Origin of the sequence: Priestia sp. YIM B13490, from assembly GCF_042787735.1 — a bacterium.
GTDB lineage: Bacteria > Bacillota > Bacilli > Bacillales > Bacillaceae_H > Priestia > Priestia megaterium.
The window spans coordinates 101,205-121,152 of the sequence record NZ_JBHZOT010000005.1 but is presented as its reverse complement, the minus strand read 5'-3'; the positions used below and the strand labels follow the sequence as shown (position 1 = coordinate 121,152).

The window sequence follows — 19,948 nt, the reverse complement described above, 5'->3', positions numbered from 1 at the left end:
CCTTTTCTTATTGATTAACAAAATAAATCCAATGAAATAATGATCCGCATACTTTGCCTAGTACAATGGCCATTAACAATAAAATAAGCTTGCCTTCCATCCCTATTCGTTTCGTTAACGTCGGCAATACATTAAGCACTTCTGTTAACGCTGCTGCCAGCATCCCAATAAAAATACCGCTCGTTAGACCTATGATCATAATAAGCACCGCAGGAAACTGCCACGTGTATTGATGAAGACTGCACCACCCGCCTGTAACAGCACCACCCACCACTCCCCATTCATATGCTTGAATATATTTCATGGTTTTGGTCAGCTGCATCAAACGCGGAATAATGCCCAGCACCGTTAAAAATGCTACAAACCCAGCACCTGCAGCCAGTCCTCCCGCAAGTCCAATTACAATGGTCATCACAATGTTAATGATCATCAATTTTTTTCATACTTTCTTTATTCTCGTGCATAATGACGTATTGATCTAAGTCTTGCTGGTAATTAAACATTTCGACTTCGAGAGGACTAGGCTCTTCATTAATTCGTTTTCTAAAGACATGGTTAAAAAACAGAATCATTCCTAGGCCTAAACCGATAGAGTAAGGTACTTGAATCAGCAAAGGCTGCTTATCTCTCAGACCGGTCAGCATATAGAACAATTTTTGATGGACTTGTCTCATACTCACATCTTCGTGAAAGTTCATAATTGCCAAAGCAGCTCCGATGAAGAGAAGAAACCAAACAGCTAGAAAAAACAAAAAGGAATATTGTTTCTTTTTATACACGACCTCTACAATCGTTTGAGCGGGTCCAATCGTCTGAATGTCTAAATGCGGATACCGAGAGGCAACTTTTTCAATTACCTTCATTAAATCAACAATGATAATATTTCGATCACTCATACTTACTTGATATACAACTAGCTTTTCAATTTGCTTTTGAACAGAATCTCCTGCTATAACCATTGCTAATTGTCCAATATTTACAGCTTCATCAGGTTTTACTTGAATACGATGTCTCATTTTAAGATAAAGAACGTTTTCCATTCATATCACACCTTACGATTCATTATCTCCCTGTACGTGTAGTATGGATTTTCTTAAATTTTCTAATTCACGTTTCTGAACAGACCATTAATTACCAAATAAAAAAAGCAATCCGTTTCACTATTCTTCTTTGAATAGCAAAACGGATTGCTTCTTAAGTATTACGTATCATTCATATGCAGCTTCATTTGTTTTAAGATTTTCTTCTCAAGCCTCGATACCTGAACTTGAGAAATTCCCAGCCTTGCGGCCACTTCGGACTGAGTTTGATCTTTGTAATACCTCAAATAGACAATGAGCTTTTCACGCTCATCAAGTTCTTCAATTGCTTCTTTTAAGGCAATTTTATCAAACCACTTCGCTTCCGTATGATCAGCAATTTGGTCAAGAAGGGTAATTGGATCTCCATCATTTTCATAGACGGTCTCGTGAATAGACGAAGGAGCACGATTAGCTTCTTGAGCTAGCACTACTTCTTCAGGAGTGAGATCCAAATGTTCTGCAACCTCAGCGACTGTAGGGACGCGTCCAAGTAATTTGGAAAGCTCGTCTTTTGCCTTACGTATTTTATTGCTCATTTCTTTCAGAGAACGGCTAACTTTTACCGTGCCATCATCACGAATAAATCGCTGAATTTCACCAATAATCATTGGAACAGCATATGTTGAAAATTTAACATCATACGATAAGTCAAATTTATCAACGGACTTTAATAGCCCTATGCACCCAATTTGAAATAAATCATCGGGCTCATAACCACGGTTAATAAAACGTTGAACAACCGACCAAACGAGCCGCATATTTTTTTGGACAATTGTATCTCGTGCAATTTGATCACCTTGCTGACTGCGCTTGATGAGGTCTTTAACTTCATGATCCTTTAAATACGGTTCGTTTTTATTTTTTTTGACCTCCACATCCATTGGCAAGTCTCCTTAATTACATAGCGCTTTACTATTTGTTAAGTGCTTTTTTAAATATAAGGTCGTACCTTCTAATACAGTAGACTCCACTCGAATTTCGTCCATAAAGTTTTCCATTATGGTGAAACCCATTCCAGAACGTTCTAGATCTGGTTTGGTTGTGTATAAAGGCTGCTTGGCTTCATCCACGTTATCGATACCAATTCCTTCATCACGAATCATCAGCTCGACTACACCGTCTTCATGAAGCGTCACAGAAATATATACCACACCATCCGGATTGCTTTCGTAGCCGTGAATAATAGCATTTGTTACTGCTTCAGATACGACTGTTTTAATTTCTGTTAACTCATCCATTGTTGGATCTAACTGCGTAATAAATGATGCTACCGTGACGCGGGCAAACGATTCATTTTGACTAAGCGCGGAAAATTGGAGGTTCATTTGATTTTTCATTATGCCACCCCCAATTTTTGAAGCGCGTTTTCTTCATTAGGTTCAAAACGAATAATTTTAAATAAGCCTGACATATTAAACAAACGTTCTACGGCGGGAGAAATAGCGCATACAACCATTTCCCCGCCGTTATTATGAACCTGTTTGTATCTCCCTAAAATAACCCCCAAGCCAGAGCTGTCCATAAAGGTTAAATGCTGTAAATTTAAAATCAAATGGCTGATAGATTCCTTCTCTATCGCTTCGGTGATTTTGCTTCTTAGCTCTTCTGCCGTATGATGATCTAATTCTCCTGTTAATCGAACCAACAAGACATCTTGTTTGAATTCCAATTCAATCGAAAGACTCACTATACAAACCTCCTCGGAAATCTTATAGTCAGTCTTTCGCTGCCGACAGAATAGAATCCTTCTCACCGACAAAACTAGTTCTATTTCGTCACATTTAGCTGTTTAAGATGTTTGAGAGAAAATAGAGAATGTACGTTTGAATATCTTCCACCAAGAAGCAGCATCAATATCTTCTCTTGCAAGAAGCGGTGAAGAACTAACTACTTTGTTATCCTTCTTAATGGTCAACATTCCAATTTTGTCGCCTTTTTGAATAGGCGCATTTAGCTTCTCGTTCATTTTCACTTCTGTTTTAACGTCTTTGGCTGCATTTCCTTTTTTCAATAAAACAGAAATAGGCTCGGACGTAACAGCTGTTACCTGATCTTCGCTACCCTTGTTTACATCTATCTTGGTAATAACGTCTCCTTTTTTGTATAAAGGCTTCGTTGTATATTGACTGAATGCGTAGTCTAACATTTTGGTTACTTGATTATTGCGATCTTTTGGCGTGCTTGCACCGAATACAACCGCTAACACACGCATATTTCCCTTTTTAGCGGTAGCTGTCAGGCAATACTTAGCTTGACCTGTAAATCCGGTTTTGAGTCCATCAACGCCGGGATAAAACTTTACTAAGCGATTTGTATTTACTAACCAAAACTTCTTATCTGTATCCGTGCGCAAATAAGCTTCGTATTTACTTGTATAGTTAATAATTTTTTCATACTTTAGCAGCTCTCTGCCCATCATGGCCATATCATGAGCTGTACTATAGTGATTTTCTACAGGCAGGCCTGTCGGATTTTGAAATTTTGTATGAGTCAAACCAAGCTCTTTGGCTTTTTGGTTCATCTTTGCTACAAATTTTTCTTCTGATCCAGCTAAATATTCAGCCATTGCCATAGAAGCATCGTTACCGGAACCTATCGCAATCCCTTTTAGCAAATCATTTACCGTCATTTCTTCTCCGGGCTCTAAAAAGATTTGTGAGCCTCCCATTGAAGCGGCATATTCACTTGCCCGCACTTTATCTTTTAAGGTAATTTTCCCTTTATCCAAAGCCTCCATAATTAAAATCATTGTCATAATTTTAGTCATACTGGCAGGGGGAAGTTCTTGATTACTATTTTTTTCGTATAGAATTTTTCCTGTATCCCGTTCAATTAAAATAGCTGACCTAGCACTGTCAGCAAGCTCGGAATTCTTTTTTTCTGCGGCTAAAACAGGTTGCGTCATAAGTGGAAATAAAAATATGACAACGAGTAACTTTACAATAGTTCGCTTCATCTCCACAAACCTCCATTCTTTATACAACCTATTTTTTCCAAGGTATAATCGATTTATACTAAGGGAAATAAAAAAAGCATCGAGAAATTCTCGATGCTTGAAGTCATATTTTCTTCTTATTTTTGATAAGCTGGAAGCTGCTTTACTACTTCTTTTACAAGCGATAAAAACTGCTGTTTTACTTTTTCAGTCGTTTCAATTACTTCTTCATGATTTAACGGCTGATCTAAAATACCAGCTGCCATATTAGAAATACAAGAAATACCTAGCACTTTCATACCTGCATGGCGTGCCACAATAACTTCTGGCACTGTAGACATACCGACCGCGTCTCCCCCGATAATGCGAAGCATACGCACTTCAGCAGGCGTTTCATATGTTGGACCTGTATTTCCTACATATACACCTTCTTGTAAGGCGATATTTAAATCAGCTCCTACCTTCTTCGCTAATTGACGAAGATCCTTGCAGTAAGCAGTTGACATATCCGGGAACCTTACTCCGAAATCAGAGTCATTAGGTCCAATCAAAGGATTGGTTCCAAAATTATTAATATGATCAGAAATAATCATTAAGTCTCCTGGATTAAAGGATTCGTTTACTCCGCCCGCTGCATTCGTTACAATCAACGTTTCTACACCGATTTCTTTCATTACGCGCACTGGAAATGTTACTTTATCAAGGGCGTACCCTTCATAAAAGTGAAAACGTCCTTGCATAGCTACAACCGGTACGTCATGAATAGTACCTATTACTAATTGACCTGCATGACCTTCAACTGTTGAAACCGGGAACTCAGGAATGTCGTTATAAGGAATTTTTACCGCGCCTTCAATTTCGTCGGCTAATACCCCTAGTCCAGAGCCTAAAATAAGCCCAATTGTTGGTGTAACAGCTGATTGATTTTTAATATATGCTGCTGCTTTTTCAATATATTCTTTTTTCATACTCCATTCCCCCTGCTTAATTCAACTCTTTTAAAAAACTTTTTCCATGCTTAGGCATTGCTACGCCAAAATTTTCTGCTACCGTTGCGCCAATATCCGCAAACGTTTGACGAATAGAAAGTTCTTTTCCTTCTTGCATGCCTTTATTGTACACAAGAAGCGGCACGTATTCACGCGTATGGTCTGTCCCATGATGAACAGGGTCATTTCCATGATCCGCTGTAATAATCAATAAATCATCTTCTTTTAATAAATCAAATACTTCTTCTAAGCGTGCATCATATTCTTCAAGTGCTTGCCCATATCCTTGTGGATCGCGGCGATGACCATAGAGAGCATCAAAATCAACTAAATTTAAGAAGCTTAAGCCTGTGAAGTCCATGTTTAATGTATCAACTAGCTTATCCATGCCGTCCATATTCGATTTGGTACGAAGAGATTTTGTTACCCCTTCTCCGTCGTAAATATCAGAAATTTTACCGATAGCAATAACATCGATGTCATTGTCTTTTAATTCATTCATTACTGTACGTCCAAAAGGCTTTAATGCATAGTCATGACGATTGGATGTACGTGTAAAGTTACCTGGTTCACCTAAAAACGGGCGAGCGATAACACGTCCAATCATATATGGATCATCAAGCGTTAATTCACGAGCAATCTCACAAATTTTGTACAATTCATCAATTGGAACAATTTCTTCATGAGCAGCAATTTGCAAAACAGAATCTGCTGATGTATAGACGATTAAGTCACCTGTTTCCATATGCTGTTTTCCTAGCTCATCCAAAATTTCTGTACCAGACGCTGGTTTGTTCCCAATGATTTTTCGACCTGTTTTTTCTTCTAATTGTGAAATCAGCTCTTCTGGAAATCCATCTGGAAATACATTAAAAGGCGTATCAATATCGAGGCCCATAATTTCCCAATGACCTGTCATTGTATCTTTTCCTGCAGAAGCTTCCTGCATTTTTGTATAGTAAGCCAACGGTTTTTCGGCTTTATCGATTCCTTTAATTTCACGGATATTACTTAGGCCAAGCTTAGCCATATTAGGCATACGAAGACCGTTGCAGTGCTCTGCAATATGACCAAACGTATCCGCACCTTTATCATTGTATTTTTCAGCATCCGGTGATTCACCGATACCCACTGAATCCATGACAATTAAAAATACGCGTTTATATGTATGCGCCATTTTATTCCCTCCAAATATCAATTTATTTATTCTCTATAAAATTCCCGTTTGGAAATAATTTAACCATCTTCTCTTATTGGTCAGAAGTCTGACCTCTCTATTAGTATAGACGCTTTTTATTTTTTTGTACACATGAATGAAAGTGTTTTCAATCAAAAAAACCAATGTCTATGAACTCATTGGACATTGGAATCTTCCTACGCTCGCGGATGAAACTGATTGTATACATCTTTTAAACGTGCTTTTGTAACATGTGTATAAATTTGAGTGGTCGAAATATCCGCATGCCCGAGCATTTCTTGAACGGCTCTCAAGTCCGCGCCGTTCTCTAACAAATGAGTAGCAAACGAATGCCGTAACGTATGTGGAGTTAATTCTTTTTCAATTTTTGCTTCAGAAGCTAACTTTTTTAATATTTTCCAAAACCCCTGCCTTGTTAAACGCCTTCCGTGATGATTAACAAAGAGTGCTTTGTCCTGTTCCTTTTGCTTTGTTAAAACACTCCGGCTATGCTGTAAATACTCTTCGATAGCCTCCGTTGCCAACCTTCCGATGGGGACAATTCTTTCTTTATTTCCTTTTCCGATACAACGAATAAATCCCATCGTCAAATGTGCATCATCAATATTTAAGTTAACGAGTTCAGACACACGAATTCCAGTAGCATAAAGCAACTCAAGCATCGCTTTGTCTCGTATGCCAAAAGGCGTCGAAGTATCAAACACATTTAACAGCGCCTCTACTTCTTCTGCATTTAGCACTTTTGGCAGCTTGCGCTCAAGCTGCGGGGTATCAATATGAACAGATGGATCTGTATCCGCTGCTTTTTCTCTTAGTAAGAATTGATGAAAAGATCTAGTTGAAGCCACATGTCTCGCAATCGTTTTAGATGACTTTTGCTGATCACTTAAATATTTCAGAAAATTAACGATGTGGAGTCTTGTTACTTCATTAAATGATTTGAGCTGCTCTACATGTTCTAAATATTGAGCATACTTTTTTAAATCTCGTTCATACGAATCAATTGTATTTTTCGCTAGTCCCCGCTCTACTACTAAATAATGAATAAAATCTTGAATTTGATCATTCAATAGCCTCTACTCCCCGTTTTGATAAAACATAAATAAACGCTCTAGCCACGTCTGATCTTTGTTCACACTTGCTTGCATGACCTTAACTGCTGAACCCGACGGCTCATCATAACGTTTATAATTTTGATACTCTTGAGATACCCATATCATTCCAAAATAAAACAAAAGAGTAAACCCGGTAAATAAGATAAATACTTTACATGTATTATATACCATTTCAGCCCATGATTTCATGAAACAATTCCTCCAATTTTTGATTCTATTAGAAGATATGCCAATTGGGACAGGTTTTATACATGTTTCTTGCCTTTATACACTGAGTTCTCTCCTGCTCATTTCCTTTCTTTCTATAAAACCATGTAGCTTATAAACTCGTTATTTTTTTATTTATGTACAACAAAAAACCTTCTCCATTAGGGAAAAGGCTTTTACTGCTTGTCTTCTTTATCCTGACAGCGATGGCAAATGCCATGAAATGTCAAGCGGTGATCTTTAATTTTAAAATTCCATTGCTTTTCCACAATTTCTTCAACGTCTTCAAGCAAATCTTCTTGAATTTCGTCCACAGATCCACATTCCATACACACAAGGTGATGATGAAAGTGTGCGGCTCCTTCTTGTCTTAAATCGTAGCGAGAAACGCCATCGCCAAAGTTTATTTTATCAACAATTTTAAGTTCAGTTAACAATTCTAACGTACGATAAACAGTTGCCAATCCAATTTCCGGAGACTTTTCCTTGACGAGGAGATATACATCTTCGGCACTTAAATGATCCTCTTCATGTTCAAGAAGTACTCTTACAGTCGCCTCACGTTGAGGTGTCAATTTATAGCTAGCTGAGTGCAACTGCTGCTTAATTCGCTCAATTCGACTTTCCATAATTATTCCCTCCCTCGCCATTCACTAATCCATTATATCAGATGTGTCGAGGGTGTCAAAATAAAGTTATTATTAATAAGAAAAAAGAATTCTTTTTACTTAATACTTATTCTTATTTATTTAATAGAGCCATTACACTTTTCATTAAAGTAGGTGATACGTAAGCTTCAATTGTAGCTGCACAGGCAACCAAACATATCATAGCAATCATGGTTCCGCTGTAGCGTAAAAATGAGGCGGAAATAGGCTCCGCTGCTTTTTTAAAAAACTGCTGCCGCACAAGCTTCAAAGAAAAGGCAACTGAAGCTGCAGACAAGATCAGAAATGCCGGTATGAGAAAGATATTTTGCGGCATAACAGATACAAAAGATAGCGCAAACCCAGAGAGTCCCATTTGATTGACTAAAAAGCCTACGGTAAAACCAATCACCATTCCTTTTAAAAACAGCAAAATTAACACTACAGGCAAACCAATAATGGCGATTCCTAATATCCAAATGAGCCCCAAGTATTTAACATTATGAAAAAAACTTTGCTGAAACATTTCAACGCTGCTTGCTACTTCTCCGCTCTTTACCTGTCCGAAAAACCGGTTTAAATAGAAGTACAGGTCTTCTTTTTGATCAAGCGTTAAACTATTTACAACAATAGCCCCAAAAATGATTCCCATTAAAAACAGCACGGTCACAAACAAATAAATAGAACTGTTTTCTTGAAAATGTCTTGCATACGATAATGGCAATTGTTTTTTTCTCATCGTCTTCCTCCTATTAATCGCTTAATAGAGTGTATGATAGAGTACAAAAACTATGCCAAGAATCTTTTGAATCTATCAAATAAAAAAAGAGAATGAAACATAATGAAATCTACATTCACCATCACCTTAAAAAAATCCGAACGAATTTGATTCCCTATCAAGAATCTCTATTCATCGTTCGGATGTTCCTTTAACTAAAATATGGTTGTCACACATTTTTTTTAGTTAGAGATACACGCATGCCTGTTTTTTCTCACACCAAATGACGTTTCAATGTAAACCTCTAATTGCTAGATTGCCGTTCGTATGTAAAAGAAAAAACTCTCTTACTCTCCTAACCCGCTTTTTAACTGTAAGTACTGCACAGCATAGGCTGTTTTTGCATCATAAATTTCCTTGTTTTGAATAAGAGTAAGGGCCTCATCTACCGTAACTTCCATCACTTCAACAAATTCATCTTCGTCTAATTCCGCTTTGGTGGTCATCACTTTTAAATCTTCCGCTAAATAAAGGTGCACCAACTCATCCGCAAAACCTGGTGATGTATAAAAAGAAATAATATGGCTAAGCGAATCTGTCGTATAGCCCGTTTCTTCTTCTAACTCACGTTTTGCCGTCACAATCGGCTCTTCTCCTTTTTCTAGCTTGCCGGCTGGAATTTCGACTAAAATACGATCCATCGGCCTGCGATACTGTTTGACCATAACCATTTTGTGGTCGCTTGTTAACGCAATGACAGCTACGGCTCCAGGGTGCTTAACTACTTCTCTTGTACTCGTTTTTCCGTTTGGAAGCTCTACTTCTTCTAAGTACAAATCAATCACTCTGCCTCCAAATAGCTTTTCAGAAGACAGCATTTTTTCTGTTAAATGATCCATTTTCTACACCTCGTTCTATTTTTTTGACTCTTACATATATTCTATCATACGAACCTTGGGAGGTAGAAAAAATGAAAGTTTATGTTCACGAGAAGCAAATCATTTTGGTCGGTAAAGCATGGGAAATCAAGCAAAAGTTAAAAGAATACGGCGAACAATTTCAGTATGTAGATGAATGGACGAACGCTATCTCTCAAAATTTTAATTCTTACAAACAAGCAGACTGCAGACACTAATTGTGCTGCAGTTTTCTAATCTTCTTATTTGAGTTTCCCTCTATCATAGCGCTACAATAGATAGAAACAAGTAAAAAATAAGGAGTGACATATATGGAAAAAAGACGCTTAGGTACTTCAGACTTGCTTGTCAGTACATTAGGTTTAGGATGCATGTCTCTTGGAACGGAACAAAAACACGCTGTCAATATGATTGATGAAGCTCTCGAATATGGCATTAATTATTTCGATACAGCAGATTTATATGATTTTGGCTTAAACGAGGAGTTTGTGGGACAAGCCCTAAAAAAACGCAGAAATGATATTATTTTAGCCACAAAAGTGGGGAATCGCTGGAATGATGCAAAAGACAGCTGGACATGGGATCCGTCTAAAGCTTACATAAAAGAAGAAGTAAAAGAAAGCCTGCGCCGTCTTCAAACAGATCACATCGATTTATATCAACTGCACGGAGGAACCATTGAAGACAATATTGAGGAAACGATTGAAGCATTTGAAGAATTAAAACAAGAAGGCGTCATTCGCTACTATGGCATTTCATCTATCCGCCCAAATGTGATTCGAGAGTATGTGCAAAATTCTTCTATTGTTAGCGTCATGATGCAATACAGCTTGTTAGACAGACGCCCTGAAGAAAGTACACTTCCTCTTTTACATGACAACGGCATTAGCGTTGTAGCGAGAGGTCCAGTAGCCAAAGGGCTGCTAACCGAAAAAGGGGAGCAAAAACTTGCTGCATTCGAGGGCAAGGGCTACTTAGATTATAGCGGTACGGAATTAGCAAAAACGATAGAAGAATTTCGTCACGTACGACCAACTCACTCTCTAAACTCAACGGCACTTCAATACTGTTTAGCTAATCCTACGGTAGCCTCGGTTGTAGCAGGAGCAAGCTCTTCTTCACAGCTTCGTGAAAACGTCAAAGCTGTCGAGGCTTCCCCGCTTCAGCCTACTGAAATTAGCAAGCTGCAATCAATCTTTAAAGCAAATCAATACGAAGCTCACCGTTAAAAAATAAAAGCGCCTTTACCGGCGCTTTTATTTTTTAAATTCAGACCAGTTCAAATCACTTTCATTTAACAGTTCTTCAAACGACTTATTTTTTTCTTTTTCTTTTCGAATTCGAGCAGCTTCTTTACGCTCTGTTTCTTTCTGCTCTTCTTCTTTTAAAGAAAGCGCCTGTTTTTTAGCTTGAAGCTGTTTTAATAAGCTATCATTTAGCTGATCTTTGATACTGAGCTGATCATTTTGTTTTTGTGCTGATTGTTTTTGCTTTTTTTTAGCCATCACAATTCCCCCGCTACTTTAATTGAGAGATATTGTATCATATTCTTGCTTTTGTTACCAAAAATCAAAATGCATCTAGTTTTACATGTTCATCAATAATTAAAGTTGGCTCTGTAGATTGTTGTATATCTTCTATCGTATAGCCTTTCGCTACTTCAACAAGCTTTAGACCTTCTGCCGTAATATCAATGACCGCTCGATCTGTAATAATGCGATCCACTACCTCTTTTCCTGTCAGAGGGAGGCTGCACTCATTTAAGATTTTAGGCTCATCTTTTCTCGTCACGTGTTCCATAATAACAATGATGCGCTGTGCTCCGTGAACTAAATCCATTGCACCGCCCATTCCTTTAATCATTTTTCCAGGAATCATCCAGTTTGCCAAGTCACCAGTTTTTGAGACTTCCATTCCTCCTAAAATCGCAATATTAATGTGCCCTCCGCGAATCATTCCAAACGATTCAGCACTATCGAAATAAGAAGCGCCTGTTGTCGCCGTGACGGTTTCTTTACCTGCATTAATTAAATCAGGATCTACTTCTCCTTCTTTCGGATATGGTCCAATGCCTAACAGACCGTTTTCGGACTGAAGCACCACCGTTTTATTATCTGAGATATGATTAGCCACAAGCGTTGGAATACCAATTCCAAGGTTTACATAAAATCCGTCCAAAATTTCTTTTTCAGCACGTTTTGCAATTCGCTCTCTCACGTTCACGCCGTTTTCAATCATGAAAAATCTCTCCCCTTTTGTTATTTTTGAACGGTTAAACGCTCAATACGTTTTTCTTGTTCACCAATAATTAACGATTGAACATATACACTAGGTGTGTGAATAATATTTGGATCAAGTGAGCCTGTTGGATGAAGTTCCTCCACTTCTGCTATCGTCACTTTTCCTGCTGCTGCAATCATTGGGCTGAAATTGCGCGCTGTCTTGTTATACACTAAGTTACCCATATGATCGGCTTTCCAAGCTCTAACCAAACTAAAATCAGCTTTTAACGCCTCTTCTAGTAAATATTCTTTTCCTTCAAACACGCGAACTTCTTTTCCTTCAGCAATGGGTGTTCCCACTCCCGCTGGTGTATAAAATGCAGGTATGCCCGCTCCGCCGGCGCGAATCTTTTCAGCTAGCGTGCCTTGAGGTAGCAATTCTACCTCAATTTCTCCTGACAATACTTGTCTTTCAAACTCTTTATTTTCTCCCACGTAAGAACCAATCATCTTTTTAATTTGTTTGTTTTTCAGAAGCAGTCCAAGTCCCCAGTCGTCTACGCCGCAGTTATTTGAAATTACGGTTAAATCTTTTACCCCTGTTTCAACTAACGCTAAAATCAAATTCTCCGGAATTCCACATAAACCAAAACCACCGACCATAATCGTAGCACCGTCGTGAATATCTTTCACCGCTTCTTTAAACGACGTATGTACTTGTTTCATACATAACCACCCCTTCGTTATTTTTGAAAACGCTTTCTAATCTATTATAAAAGATTTTTATTTCTTTTTAAATATATATATAACTGAAAATTATAATTTAATCATTTTTTTGTCAAAAAAGTTATATTACTAGACAAATTAAAGGAAAAACAAAAACGCCACGAGTTCCAAAGCTGTATGTTTGGAATCTGTGGCGTTGTGATATAGCTTTAATGTTTGTTAAAACTATATCAAATTAAGGACGTTCAACGATTGTTGCAACGCCTTGGCCTCCGCCAATACATAACGTTGCTAACCCAAGTTTTGCGTCGCGTTTTTGCATTTCATGAATAAGTGAAACTAGGACACGTGCACCACTTGCACCAATAGGATGTCCAAGCGCAATTGCTCCACCGTTTACATTTAAAATATCATGATTAAATTGAAGTTCACGATCCACAGCGATTGACTGTGCAGCGAATGCTTCGTTTGCTTCTACTAATTGAACATCTTCTAATGAAACAGCAGCTTTTTCCAGCGCCTTTTTCACTGCGCTTACAGGACCGATTCCCATAATGCTTGGGTCTACTCCCGCAGTTGCATTACCTTTAATTGACACTAATGGTGTTAGGCCTAACTCGTCTGCTTTTTTACGGCTCATTACCACTACTGCCGCTGCACCGTCATTGATACCAGATGCATTACCAGCTGTTACAGAACCGTCTTTTTTGAAGGCTGGACGTAGTTTCCCTAAGCTTTCAGCCGTTGTGCCTGCACGTGGGAACTCATCTTGTTCAAAAATAGTTACTTGACCTTTTCTTCCAGGCACTTCTACTGGCACGATTTCATCTTTGAAACGACCAGATTGAATAGCTGCTTCTGCTTTTTGCTGACTTGAAGCTGCAAACGCATCTTGTTCGTCACGAGTAATTTCATATTTATCACACAGATTTTCAGCTGTAACGCCCATATGGTAGTCGTTAAATGCACACCATAATCCATCTTGAATCATGCTGTCAACTACTTTTTGGTCGCCCATTTTAAACCCGTTGCGTGCATTTTTTAATAAGTATGGTGCTTGGCTCATGTTTTCCATTCCACCAGCAACAATCACATCAGCATCCCCAGCAAGAATCGCTTGTGTAGCGAGATGTACTGCTTTTAGTCCTGATCCGCATACTTTATTGATGGTTAATGCTGAAACAGTTTCAGGTAAACCTGCTGCTAAAGTTGCTTGTCGTGCTGGATTTTGTCCTAAACCTGCTTGTAGGACATTTCCCATAATAACTTCATCTACTTCGTTTGCTGATACCCCTACTTTGTTTAAAGCTTCTTTAATTACAGTACCACCTAAAGTTGTTGCGGATACATTTTGTAAGCTTCCCCCAAAGCTGCCGATTGCTGTACGTACAGCGCTTACAATGACTACTTCTGTTTGACCCATGTCGAAAACCTCTCCTTACTGTTTGATTACTGTGATTAACTGTCACCTGTATTAATTTCGACATCGCTTGCGAAATTCCTCTTTTTTTGTAAAAATTTATAATTTTTATTGAATTTTAATTTTTTAGAATTAAAATAAATATTAGTAAGCGTTTACAATGTAGGAGGAGAGCGGTTTATGGGATTTCCTGAAAAAGTAACAATTATAGAAGTTGGTCCACGAGATGGCCTTCAAAATGAAAAAAATTTTGTTCCAACTGAAAAAAAAATTAATTTTATCAAAAAATTAAAAGAAGCTGGACTATCCGAAATCGAAATTACATCCTTTGTTTCTCCAAAATGGGTTCCTCAAATGAAAGATGCTTCTACTGTTGCAGATACATTTCAGCCTGATACATGCCGAAACATTGTGCTTGTGCCGAACCAAAAAGGCTTGGAAAAAGCACTGCAAGCTAATTGCCGCTCCGTTGCGCTGTTTATTGGCGTAAGCAATACCTTTAATCAAAAAAATATTAACAAAAACACCAAAGAAGCTGTACAAACGCTGCTTCCTCTCATTCAGCAGCTCAAGCAGCAAGAATGTTTTATTCGAACTTGCATTTCCACCGCCTTTTATTGCCCGTATGAAGGAAAAATACACGAACGCGACGTGCTGGCCCTTTGCGAAAGCTTTGTGGAGGCTGGAGTGAATGAGCTAAGCGTTGCTGATACAATTGGTATGGCAAACCCTAAAGATGTATTTTCACTTTTCTCGAAATTAAAACAAAACTTTCCCCACACGCTACTTGCTGCGCACTTTCACGATACGAGAGGATTAGCCATTGCAAATATCTATGCAGCTCTGCAAGCCGGTATTAACAGGTTCGATTCATCCGCTGGGGGGTTAGGTGGATGTCCATTCGCTAAGGGAGCAACGGGAAACGTAGCTACGGAAGATCTCGTCTTTATGCTTCATGAAATGGGTATTTCCACTTCTATTAATGAAGAAAAGCTGCTCGAAGCGGTCGCTTTTATCGCTCCTCACATTTCAAGACCGATTGAAAGCAAGCAATACTCTTTATTTGCACAGCGTTAAAAATTAGGTTTTTATGAGAGCGATGCTATAATAAATAATAGCTATATTAACAAAAGGAGCCGCTAATCATGAAAAAATGGCTATTATTAATAGGAAGTGTTTTTGGAGCATTTGCCGCTCTTGGCATCTTTTTTACAAATCAAATGATGTACATCCGTAAAAAGACCGACAAAGTTATTATTGACCGCGATACGGAAGATGGCTTTTATGATGAGAAAGTCTATAGCACTCTTCCTAAAGAAGCATTTGTGCTTCCTTCTTCTTTAGGCTATAACATAGCTGGGACCGTTATTAAACAACACGAACACAACCGATTTATGATTCTTTCGCACGGAGTTACAGTGCATTCATTGAACTCTATGAAATATGCTCGGCTTTTTCTAAAGCTTGGATGGAACGTCGTTCTTTATGATCATCGCCGACACGGCAAGTCTGAAGGGAAAACAACGAGCTACGGCTATTATGAAAAACTGGACCTTCAATCCGTTGTTCATTGGGTAAAAGAACAATTCGGTTCAACTATTTCCCTTGGGATTCACGGGGAGTCTATGGGAGCTGCGACCACTCTTTTGTATGCTGGAATGGAAGACGGAGCTGATTTTTATATTGTCGACTGCCCTTTTTCTGACTTGGAAGAACTTCTTGCCTATCGCTTAAAACAAGATTTCCACCTGCCCAAACAGCTTGTCATGCCAGCAGCTAATATTATTTTAAAATGGCGAGAAGGTTACTCATTTAAAGACGTATCACCTATTTCAGTCGTAGATCAAATCAAACATCCTGTTCTGTTTATCCATAGTAAAGAAGATGACTATATTCTTCCTAAAATGACGGAGCAGCTGCATGCCAAAAAAATGGGAGCAAAACGGATGTATTTAGCACCTGTAGGCACTCATGCCCGCTCGTATGCTGATAATCCAGAGGAATATGAACAAGTTATTGAATCATTTTTAGAAAAAATACAAAAAGAAGCGCTTTAAAGCGCTTCTTTTGTTTTATCGATAAATGACATGCGCGGATTTAAAATTTGAGAAGGACATTTTAGCATAAACGCATAGGCACTTTCATTGTAGTCAATCGTCATATTATCATCTAAAAATACTTGCTTTGTTTTTTCGACAAGAACAGGAACAAAATTCGTCTCAATGGTTACATCATCGCTCTCTTTTTCATCAACAATCCATAGCGTCGTTACACCGCTCACAACACAGCCGCATCCATCCGTATCGTATTTTAATTTTAAATATAGTGAAGAATCTTTCCCGTACTTTTCTTGTACTTTTGCTATTGCTTTATCAGTAAAGGTAATATTCATTTTCCTTTAACTCCTTTTAAACTAATTGTATAAACAAACGAAAATTGCTTATATAATGAGTATAATACACATCTCGCTTTCATTAAACTCTGGCGCTTCATATAGATGTGTACAAAAAGGAGGTTTTTTTATGTCAAAAGTACAAATTAAAGTAATGGATAACGGCTCTTTCCGTGTCACTGGAGACGTTGAATTAATTGATGCAGACGGCAACAAATTTGAAACAAAGCCGACATTTTCACTATGCCGATGTGGCCAGTCGCAAAAGATGCCCTTTTGCGACGGAAATCATAAAGGAAAATTTGACTCTTGTGTGCGCGCTGCAAAAATTTTAGACGAGCAGTAGATTCATAGATATACAGCCTTACTGAACGAAACCATTAACGAAAAACATTGATAACCTGTGGTTAAAGCACAGGTTATTTTCTATTAAACGCATCCCCTGCCAATTTTTCTACGAGCCCCGGGGCAAGCTGATACATCTTCGAGCCTATATTCATCCACTTAGGCAAGTTGACTTCTCGTTTTGGTTTCCCAATAATATTGACCGTTTTTTCAGCTACGTATTGAGGGGTTAACATAAACTTTTCTACACTTTTTTCATAGTTTCCTGATTGGTCTGCTATTGAAAAGAAGTTGGTTTGAATAGGACCTGGATTCACTGCCGTTACATAGACATCTGTTTTCGCTAATTCCATTCGCAGGCTGTTGGTAAACCCTAGCACGGCATGTTTAGAAGCTGAATAGCCACTGGATTTAGGCGTCGCAAGTTTGCCTGCTTGAGAAGCAATGTTAATAATATGTCCTTTGTTTTCTTTTAGCATATAAGCTAAAATTTCTTGTGTACATGCAATTAATCCAATAACATTGACTTGAAACATTGAGGCAATTGTCTTAATCGATGCTTCTTTCACTTCTTCAAATACACCAAAGCCTGCATTATTAATCAGGACATCAACACGCTTAATTTCACTCATCATTTTCTGAACGACTCTTTTGACTTCCTCTACGTTCGCTACGTCAGCTTTGTATATGTAAGAGGTAATCCCATATTTTTGACTAATTTGCTCGGCTACTCGGTGCAGCTTTTCTTCTGTACGTGCAAGTAAAACGGGGACGCCCCCTCTTTTGGCCACTTCATAAGCTAAATGCTCTCCAAGACCTCCCGAAGCGCCTGTAATCACGACATGTTGGTTCTTTAACGAGGATTTCAAATATAACACACCTTTTTTATAAGTTAAGAGCACACAGAATAAATAAGCGTACTTTCTTTTTCATGTGTACTGATTTTATTTGCATCTTCTAAAAAATCGAGCTGACCAATTGTTTCAGAAAGAGTTAGCCCTAGTTCTTTTTCATAAATAGTAGGAAATAGCTGTTTGCAAATATCAAATGCTGTTTGAGGACGTTCTTTTATCATGCTAAGCACTTTATCCGCTCGGTCGCTCTGCTTTTGTAACCGCTCTTGTACAAGTTCGCGAACATGTAACACTTCATCTCCATGACCTGTATAGATACAGTTTATCTCTAAATCAAGCAGACGTCTTAATGAATGATTATATTGAAGAAGCGTTTTAGGTCGCTCGCCGCTTGGTTTCATAGGAGGTTCAATGAGCGGATTAGATGAAATATGCTTTAACAGTAAATCTCCTCCAATCATAACCGCTGTTCTTTCATTGTATAATGCAATATGGCTTTGAGCATGACCTGGTACTTCAAGTACTTTCCAACTCTCTAGGCCCGGAATGTAATCTCCTTCCTGCACAGAAGTTGTAAGAGAACGATGACATGAATACTTCATTGATGCTTTTAAACGTTTTAAATAAGAGCGAAACCTTTCATCTACGCCGGCTTTCATAAAGTGGTCTTCAAAAAACGCATCGTACCACTCAAAAAAATCTGGATTTTGGGAGATCCAAGGCTGATTTTTCGCATGACCGACTATGGCGATATCTTTATCAAAAAAATCAAGCATTCCTACGTGATCAGGATGGTGATGAGTTAGGACAACTTGCTTAATATCATCTGGTTTTAATCCTATTTCATTAAGCTTTTCTTTAAATACAGACCACGCCGCCTCCGTTTTAATACCAGCATCAATTAGCGTAACGGTCTGACCTTTTATAACAAAAACATTCACATCTCCTACCGCAAAAGGAGTAGGCAGCACAATTTTATATAATTGCTCATTCATCTGTATTTTTGCTCCTTTACCATCGCATTTTCTTTTAAGTTTACACGATTTTTCCTGTTATTTATACAATTGCATTCGTTTTCTGAAAATTACATTGACATCCTTCTCTTTTTCATTGCATAATGACAGAAATATAGTGAAGTTTTATTCATATCTTTAGATAACTATGCATTTTATAAAGAAGAGATACACAAACACAAACCTTTAACAGATACTGAAATCTCAGTATCTGTTTTCATTGGATAGCAAATGACTGGAGGAACTTTTAATGAAAACGGATTTAAACATCGCCTTTATTGGAGCTGGATCAATGGCTGAAGCTATGATCTCAGGGCTGCTGTCAGATAAAAAGCTTCGCCCCAATCAAATCACCGTAACAAATCATAGCAACGATAAAAGACTTCACGAACTTCGAAACGCATATGAAATTAACATTACGCGTAATCATGCCTTGTTAATCGAAAAAAGCGATATCGTCGTGCTTGCTATTAAACCAAAAGACGTAGCGGAAAGCATCGATACGATTAAGTCTTATATTCGTCCGCACCACCTCGTTCTCTCTGTTTTAGCAGGGGTATCGACTGCCACAATTGTAAACTTGTTTGACCAAGAAGTAGCGGTTGTAAGAGCTATGCCAAATACATCGGCCTCTATTGGATTATCGGCTACAGCCATTGCACCCGGCAAGTTTGCTACAGCAGAGCATATGAACGTTACTACTGCTTTATTTGAAACGATTGGTACGGTTACAACTGTAGAGGAAGAGCAGCTTCACGCTGTAACAGGACTATCTGGAAGCGGCCCAGCGTATGTCTACTATCTAGTAGAAGCAATGGAAAAAGCAGCTGAAAAACAAGGCTTGGATACGTCAGTGTCAAATGAACTAATTCTTCAAACTCTTATCGGTGCTGCAGAAATGCTGAAACAGTCACCTAAAACGCCAGCCGTACTTCGAAAAGAAGTGATGAGTCCGGGCGGCACAACGGAAGCAGGAATCGAACAGCTTATTTCTCATAACTTCCAAGAAGCCATGATGCAGTGTATTGAACAAGCTACAATTCGCTCCAAATATTTAGGAGATACGATTGACGAAAAAATCTCGAGTAAACGTTCGTAAAGGTTCACCTCTTTCTAAAAAAAGAAAGAGGTTTTTTTATGATTAAAAATGGATAAGCAGATTATGTGA

26 protein-coding genes are annotated in these 19,948 nt (G+C 38.3%); 6 read left to right on the top strand and 20 right to left on the bottom strand.

Annotated features, from left to right (window positions below):
* Window positions 1–7 precede the first annotated feature (7 nt).
* The 13 genes from ACFX4R_RS16895 to ACFX4R_RS16835 form a co-directional block, all read right to left on the bottom strand.
* The gene (locus ACFX4R_RS16895) at window positions 8–430 is read right to left on the bottom strand and encodes a stage V sporulation protein AB (RefSeq protein ID WP_014458301.1); all 423 of its coding nucleotides are present in this window, start codon (window positions 428–430) and stop codon (window positions 8–10) included.
* The gene (locus ACFX4R_RS16890; protein ID WP_043976321.1) at window positions 420–1,040 is read right to left on the bottom strand and encodes a stage V sporulation protein AA; all 621 of its coding nucleotides are present in this window, start codon (window positions 1,038–1,040) and stop codon (window positions 420–422) included. Before ACFX4R_RS16890 ends, ACFX4R_RS16895 begins: the two co-directional genes overlap by 11 nt.
* 161 nt (window positions 1,041–1,201) lie before the next feature.
* Window positions 1,202–1,963 carry an RNA polymerase sporulation sigma factor SigF gene (sigF, locus tag ACFX4R_RS16885; protein WP_013059074.1) on the bottom strand — a complete coding sequence of 254 codons (762 nt, stop codon included), beginning with the start codon at window positions 1,961–1,963 and terminating at the stop codon, window positions 1,202–1,204.
* Window positions 1,964–1,975: 12 nt separating this feature from the next.
* Window positions 1,976–2,419 carry an anti-sigma F factor gene (gene spoIIAB, locus ACFX4R_RS16880; protein WP_013084935.1) on the bottom strand — a complete coding sequence of 148 codons (444 nt, stop codon included), beginning with the start codon at window positions 2,417–2,419 and terminating at the stop codon, window positions 1,976–1,978.
* The gene (gene spoIIAA, locus ACFX4R_RS16875) at window positions 2,419–2,769 is read right to left on the bottom strand and encodes an anti-sigma F factor antagonist (RefSeq protein WP_013084936.1); all 351 of its coding nucleotides are present in this window, start codon (window positions 2,767–2,769) and stop codon (window positions 2,419–2,421) included. The genes spoIIAB and spoIIAA overlap by 1 nt, the downstream gene beginning before the upstream one ends.
* Window positions 2,770–2,871: 102 nt before the next feature.
* Window positions 2,872–4,038 carry a D-alanyl-D-alanine carboxypeptidase family protein gene (locus tag ACFX4R_RS16870; protein WP_377569985.1) on the bottom strand — a complete coding sequence of 389 codons (1,167 nt, stop codon included), beginning with the start codon at window positions 4,036–4,038 and terminating at the stop codon, window positions 2,872–2,874.
* 116 nt (window positions 4,039–4,154) lie between these two features.
* Window positions 4,155–4,985, bottom strand: coding sequence for a purine-nucleoside phosphorylase (locus tag ACFX4R_RS16865; protein WP_013084938.1), 831 nt, complete (start codon window positions 4,983–4,985; stop codon window positions 4,155–4,157).
* A gap of 16 nt (window positions 4,986–5,001) precedes the next feature.
* Window positions 5,002–6,183 (bottom strand): phosphopentomutase, encoded by a 1,182-nt coding sequence (gene deoB, locus ACFX4R_RS16860; RefSeq protein WP_377569983.1) that lies wholly within the window; start codon window positions 6,181–6,183, stop codon window positions 5,002–5,004.
* A gap of 197 nt (window positions 6,184–6,380) precedes the next feature.
* Complete coding sequence (xerD, locus tag ACFX4R_RS16855) at window positions 6,381–7,274, bottom strand: site-specific tyrosine recombinase XerD (protein WP_013059080.1); 894 nt, start codon at window positions 7,272–7,274, stop codon at window positions 6,381–6,383.
* A gap of 6 nt (window positions 7,275–7,280) precedes the next feature.
* Window positions 7,281–7,508 carry a YqzK family protein gene (locus tag ACFX4R_RS16850; RefSeq protein ID WP_013059081.1) on the bottom strand — a complete coding sequence of 76 codons (228 nt, stop codon included), beginning with the start codon at window positions 7,506–7,508 and terminating at the stop codon, window positions 7,281–7,283.
* 194 nt (window positions 7,509–7,702) lie between these two features.
* A complete protein-coding gene (gene fur, locus ACFX4R_RS16845) occupies window positions 7,703–8,155 on the bottom strand; it encodes a ferric iron uptake transcriptional regulator (protein WP_013059082.1) in 453 nt (150 codons plus the stop codon).
* Window positions 8,156–8,267: 112 nt separating this feature from the next.
* A complete protein-coding gene (gene spoIIM / locus ACFX4R_RS16840; RefSeq protein WP_013084941.1) occupies window positions 8,268–8,912 on the bottom strand; it encodes a stage II sporulation protein M in 645 nt (214 codons plus the stop codon).
* Between the two features lie 326 nt (window positions 8,913–9,238).
* Window positions 9,239–9,790 (bottom strand): NUDIX hydrolase, encoded by a 552-nt coding sequence (locus ACFX4R_RS16835; protein WP_013059084.1) that lies wholly within the window; start codon window positions 9,788–9,790, stop codon window positions 9,239–9,241.
* A gap of 71 nt (window positions 9,791–9,861) precedes the next feature.
* Here ACFX4R_RS16835 and mciZ point away from each other — a divergent pair, with 71 nt between their 5' ends.
* Both mciZ and ACFX4R_RS16825 read left to right on the top strand, forming a co-directional pair.
* Window positions 9,862–10,026 (top strand): Z-ring formation inhibitor MciZ, encoded by a 165-nt coding sequence (mciZ, locus tag ACFX4R_RS16830; protein ID WP_013059085.1) that lies wholly within the window; start codon window positions 9,862–9,864, stop codon window positions 10,024–10,026.
* Between the two features lie 93 nt (window positions 10,027–10,119).
* Window positions 10,120–11,037 (top strand): aldo/keto reductase, encoded by a 918-nt coding sequence (locus ACFX4R_RS16825; RefSeq protein ID WP_377569981.1) that lies wholly within the window; start codon window positions 10,120–10,122, stop codon window positions 11,035–11,037.
* Between the two features lie 27 nt (window positions 11,038–11,064).
* Here the strand turns inward: ACFX4R_RS16825 and ACFX4R_RS16820 are convergent, their stop codons facing one another.
* The 4 genes from ACFX4R_RS16820 to ACFX4R_RS16805 form a co-directional block, all read right to left on the bottom strand.
* A complete protein-coding gene (locus ACFX4R_RS16820) occupies window positions 11,065–11,313 on the bottom strand; it encodes a YqkE family protein (RefSeq protein ID WP_016765509.1) in 249 nt (82 codons plus the stop codon).
* Between the two features lie 64 nt (window positions 11,314–11,377).
* Window positions 11,378–12,046: a 3-oxoacid CoA-transferase subunit B gene (locus tag ACFX4R_RS16815; protein WP_043976312.1), complete on the bottom strand. Its 669-nt coding sequence runs from the start codon at window positions 12,044–12,046 to the stop codon at window positions 11,378–11,380.
* A 20-nt stretch (window positions 12,047–12,066) separates the two neighbouring features.
* Window positions 12,067–12,756, bottom strand: coding sequence for a CoA transferase subunit A (locus ACFX4R_RS16810; protein ID WP_025750456.1), 690 nt, complete (start codon window positions 12,754–12,756; stop codon window positions 12,067–12,069).
* Between the two features lie 235 nt (window positions 12,757–12,991).
* Window positions 12,992–14,179, bottom strand: a complete 1,188-nt coding sequence (locus tag ACFX4R_RS16805) for an acetyl-CoA C-acetyltransferase (RefSeq protein WP_043976310.1) — start codon at window positions 14,177–14,179, stop codon at window positions 12,992–12,994.
* Between the two features lie 177 nt (window positions 14,180–14,356).
* Between ACFX4R_RS16805 and ACFX4R_RS16800 the strand changes: the two genes are divergently transcribed.
* Both ACFX4R_RS16800 and ACFX4R_RS16795 read left to right on the top strand, forming a co-directional pair.
* Window positions 14,357–15,253: a hydroxymethylglutaryl-CoA lyase gene (locus ACFX4R_RS16800; RefSeq protein WP_043976308.1), complete on the top strand. Its 897-nt coding sequence runs from the start codon at window positions 14,357–14,359 to the stop codon at window positions 15,251–15,253.
* A gap of 68 nt (window positions 15,254–15,321) precedes the next feature.
* Window positions 15,322–16,233: an alpha/beta hydrolase gene (locus ACFX4R_RS16795; RefSeq protein ID WP_043976305.1), complete on the top strand. Its 912-nt coding sequence runs from the start codon at window positions 15,322–15,324 to the stop codon at window positions 16,231–16,233.
* Here ACFX4R_RS16795 and ACFX4R_RS16790 read toward each other — a convergent pair.
* Entirely contained in the window at window positions 16,230–16,568 is a 339-nt protein-coding gene (locus tag ACFX4R_RS16790; RefSeq protein WP_028410692.1) for an iron-sulfur cluster biosynthesis family protein, read from the bottom strand. The genes ACFX4R_RS16795 and ACFX4R_RS16790 overlap by 4 nt on opposite strands.
* Before the next feature lie 130 nt (window positions 16,569–16,698).
* Between ACFX4R_RS16790 and ACFX4R_RS16785 the strand changes: the two genes are divergently transcribed.
* The gene (locus tag ACFX4R_RS16785; RefSeq protein WP_013059094.1) at window positions 16,699–16,914 is read left to right on the top strand and encodes a CDGSH iron-sulfur domain-containing protein; all 216 of its coding nucleotides are present in this window, start codon (window positions 16,699–16,701) and stop codon (window positions 16,912–16,914) included.
* Between the two features lie 73 nt (window positions 16,915–16,987).
* Here the strand turns inward: ACFX4R_RS16785 and ACFX4R_RS16780 are convergent, their stop codons facing one another.
* Both ACFX4R_RS16780 and ACFX4R_RS16775 read right to left on the bottom strand, forming a co-directional pair.
* Window positions 16,988–17,782, bottom strand: a complete 795-nt coding sequence (locus tag ACFX4R_RS16780) for an SDR family NAD(P)-dependent oxidoreductase (RefSeq protein ID WP_043976303.1) — start codon at window positions 17,780–17,782, stop codon at window positions 16,988–16,990.
* Between the two features lie 23 nt (window positions 17,783–17,805).
* The gene (locus tag ACFX4R_RS16775) at window positions 17,806–18,762 is read right to left on the bottom strand and encodes an MBL fold metallo-hydrolase (protein WP_043976301.1); all 957 of its coding nucleotides are present in this window, start codon (window positions 18,760–18,762) and stop codon (window positions 17,806–17,808) included.
* Between the two features lie 268 nt (window positions 18,763–19,030).
* Between ACFX4R_RS16775 and proI the strand changes: the two genes are divergently transcribed.
* Window positions 19,031–19,879: a pyrroline-5-carboxylate reductase ProI gene (gene proI, locus ACFX4R_RS16770; protein ID WP_013059097.1), complete on the top strand. Its 849-nt coding sequence runs from the start codon at window positions 19,031–19,033 to the stop codon at window positions 19,877–19,879.
* Window positions 19,880–19,948 lie beyond the last annotated feature (69 nt).